Source organism: Intrasporangium sp., assembly GCF_051961875.1.
In the GTDB taxonomy this organism is placed as follows: domain Bacteria; phylum Actinomycetota; class Actinomycetes; order Actinomycetales; family Dermatophilaceae; genus Intrasporangium_A.
Genome location: NZ_JBQCCV010000083.1, coordinates 1 through 3,384, shown reverse-complemented (window position 1 = coordinate 3,384; position 3,384 = coordinate 1). Strand labels below are relative to the sequence as shown.

Annotated in this window: 2 protein-coding genes and 1 pseudogene; all 3 read right to left on the bottom strand. The window is 67.8% G+C overall.

Annotated features, from left to right (window positions below; genetic code table 11):
* Window positions 1–106: 106 nt before the first annotated feature.
* Complete coding sequence (gene atpD, locus ACTHJJ_RS04855; protein WP_440301807.1) at window positions 107–1,567, bottom strand: F0F1 ATP synthase subunit beta; 1,461 nt, start codon at window positions 1,565–1,567, stop codon at window positions 107–109.
* Window positions 1,568–1,594: 27 nt separating this feature from the next.
* Window positions 1,595–2,530, bottom strand: coding sequence for a F0F1 ATP synthase subunit gamma (locus ACTHJJ_RS04850; RefSeq protein ID WP_440301806.1), 936 nt, complete (start codon window positions 2,528–2,530; stop codon window positions 1,595–1,597).
* 161 nt (window positions 2,531–2,691) lie between these two features.
* Window positions 2,692–3,384: pseudogene (locus ACTHJJ_RS04845) on the bottom strand (F0F1 ATP synthase subunit alpha); the annotation flags it as partial.

Sequence of the window (3,384 nt, the reverse complement as noted above, 5' to 3'; positions counted from 1 at the left end):
GCGGGCGGGGGCAGTGAGCCCCCCCCCACCCCCGCCGTTGGGGGGGGGGGGCGCTTCGTGGGACGCGCGCCCAGCGGCATAGTCATCGGTCCGCCCGAGGATCCGGTCAGAGGTTCTTCTGGATCTCGGCCCACTGGCGCTCGACGTCCTCGAGGCCACCGCACATGAAGAACGCCTGCTCACCGATGTGGTCGAACTCGCCGTCCGCGATCTTGGTGAACCCCTCGATCGTCTCGGCGAGCGGGACCGTGGAGCCCTCGATGCCGGTGAACTGCTTCGCGACGTAGGTGTTCTGCGACAGGAACCGCTGGATCCGGCGAGCCCGGTTGACGAGGATCTTGTCCTCTTCGGAGAGCTCGTCGATACCGAGGATCGCGATGATGTCCTGCAGCTCCTTGTTGCGCTGGAGGATCGACTTGATCCGGACCGCAGTGTTGTAGTGGTCCTGCGTGATGTAGCGCGGGTCGAGGATCCGGCTCGTCGAGGAGAGCGGGTCCACGGCCGGGTAGATACCCATCGAGGCGATGTCACGCGAGAGCTCGGTCGTCGCGTCGAGGTGCGCGAAGGTCGTAGCCGGGGCCGGGTCGGTGTAGTCGTCGGCGGGGACGTAGATCGCCTGCATCGAGGTGATCGAGTGACCGCGCGTCGAGGTGATCCGCTCCTGCAGGATGCCCATCTCGTCGGCGAGGTTCGGCTGGTAGCCGACCGCGCTCGGCATGCGGCCGAGCAGGGTCGAGACCTCCGAGCCGGCCTGCGTGAACCGGAAGATGTTGTCGATGAAGAGGAGCACGTCCTGCTTCTGGACGTCGCGGAAGTACTCCGCCATCGTCAGGGCGGACAGGGCGACGCGCAGACGCGTGCCCGGCGGCTCGTCCATCTGGCCGAAGACGAGGGCCGTCTGCCCGAGGACGCCGGCCTCCTCCATCTCGACCATGAGGTCGTTGCCCTCACGGGTGCGCTCGCCGACTCCGGCGAACACCGACACACCACCGTGGTCGCGCGCGACTCGGGCGATCATCTCCTGGATGAGGACCGTCTTGCCGACGCCCGCACCACCGAAGAGGCCGATCTTGCCACCCTGCACGTACGGGGTCAGCAGGTCGATGACCTTGATGCCCGTCTCGAACATCTGGGTCTTGCTCTCGAGCTGGTCGAAGTCGGGGGCCTTGCGGTGGATGCCCCACCGCTCGGTGACCTCGAGCTTCTCGCCGGGGGCGAGGTTGAGGCAGTCACCCGTGGCGTTGAAGACGCGACCGAGGGTCACGTCGCCGACCGGCACGCTGATGGGGCCACCGGTGTCGCGGACCGCGGCGCCGCGCACGAGGCCGTCGGTCGGCTGGAGCGAGATGGCGCGCACCATGTTGTCGCCGACGTACTGCGCGACCTCGAGGTTGAGGTCCTTCGTCTCGCCCTGGAGGGTGACCTCGGTCTTGAGCAGGTTGTACATTTCCGGCATCGAGTCGGCCGGGAACTCGACGTCGACGACGGGGCCGATGATCCGGGAGATGCGACCGGTCGCACCCTGGGCCGGGGCGCCAGCGGTGTTCTCACTGACAGTTGCAGTCATGGCTGATGCTTCCTAACCTTCGTGGGCTTACTTCTGTGCGTCGGCGAGGGCGTTCGCACCGCCCACGATTTCGCTGATCTCTTGGGTGATGCCGGCCTGACGGGCCTGGTTGGCGAGCCGCTCGTACTTCTTGATGAGCTCCTCGGCGTTGTCCGTCGCGGACTTCATGGCCCGCTGACGCGCCGCGAGCTCGGACGCCGCGGAGCTGAGCAGGCAGGTGAAAACCCGGTTGCGGACGTACTTCGGCAGCAGCGCGTCGAGCACCTCGTTCGCGTTCGGCTCGAAGTCGTACTCGGGGAGCAGCTCACCCTCCTCGTACTGGCGCACCGTGAGGTCGACGGAGTCCTCGCCGGCGTCGTCGGCCTCGACCACCTCGAGGGGCAGCAGGCGCAGCACGTGCGGCTCCTGGGTCACCATCGAGCGGAAGCGGGTGTAGACGATGTGCACCTCGTCGATGCCGCCCTCCTCCGCCGACTTGAGGAAGTCGGCGGTGATCCGGTCGGCGATCTCGCGGGCGTTCTCGAACTGCGGCGCGTCGGTGAACCCGGTCCACTCGGCGGCGAACTCGCGACGCCGGAAGTTGTAGTAGGTCACCGCCTTGCGGCCGACGAGGTAGGGCTGGACCTCCTTGCCCTCGCCCCGCAGCTTCTCGACGAGCTCGTTGCTCTCCTTGATCGCCGAGACGGAGTAGGCACCGGCGAGGCCACGGTCCGCAGCGATGACGACGACGCCTGCGCGGGTCGCCGTCTCCTTCTGGCTCGTGAGCGGGTGGTCCTCGTTGGCGTTCGTCGCCACGGCCGACACTGCACGGGTCAGCGCGCTCGTGTACGGCATCGCCTCGACGGCGCGCTGGCGGGCCTTGACGACGCGGGCGGCCGCGATCAGCTCCATCGCGTTGGTGATCTTCTTGATGGACTGGACGGACTTGATGCGCTGGCGGTAGATCCGCATCTGCGCTCCCATGTGCTCCGCCTCTCCTGGTCTAAGTGGGTCGTCTAGGTCGTGTGGGTCTCGTCAGCCGGTCGCGCGCGCTCGCGCTGCCGCCGATGTCGTATGCCGCTCACCCCGCTCCCAGCCCGCCACCCATGGGGCGGTGGGCTGGGAGGGAGCGGGACGGCATACCGTCATCGCTTCTGCTTGACGATCTTCGCCTGGGTGATCTGGTCGTCGTCGAGCTCGCCGAACTCCTCCGTGCCGGCGGTGACGGCCTCACGGCCCGACGCCTTGAAGGTGAACTTCAGGTCCTCGGTGACCTTCTCGAGGGCGGCCTCGGTGTCGTCGTCGAGCTTCTTCGTCTCGCGGATCGTCTGGAGGATCCTGACCTCGCGGCGCAGCTGCTCGAGCAGCTCCTGCTCGAAGGGGCGGACGTCCTCGACGGCGATGTCGTCGAGCTTGCCGGTCGTGCCGGCCCAGATCGAGACGACCTGCTCCTCGACCGGGTACGGGTGGCTCTGCGGCTGCTTGAGCAGCTCGACGAGCCGGGCACCACGGGCGAGCTGGGCGCGGGACGCGGGGTCGAGGTCGGAGGCGAACATCGCGAACGCCTCCATGGCGCGGAACTGCGCGAGGTCGAGCTTGAGTCGACCGGCGACGGACTTCATCGCCTTGATCTGCGCGGCACCGCCGACGCGGGACACCGACACACCCACGTCGATCGCCGGGCGGACGTTGGCGTTGAAGAGGTCCGCCTGCAGGTAGATCTGGCCGTCGGTGATCGAGATGACGTTGGTCGGGATGTACGCCGAGACGTCACCGGCCTTGGTCTCGATGATCGGCAGGCCGGTCATCGAGCCGGCGCCGAGCTCGTCGGAGAGCTT

What these genes read in the sequence shown, in the direction of transcription:
- atpD (WP_440301807.1), bottom strand. Translation starts at nt 1,567, where the DNA reads ATGACTGCAACTGTCAGTGAGAACACCGCTGGCGCCCCGGCCCAGGGT.
- ACTHJJ_RS04850 (WP_440301806.1), bottom strand. Translation starts at nt 2,530, where the DNA reads ATGGGAGCGCAGATGCGGATCTACCGCCAGCGCATCAAGTCCGTCCAG.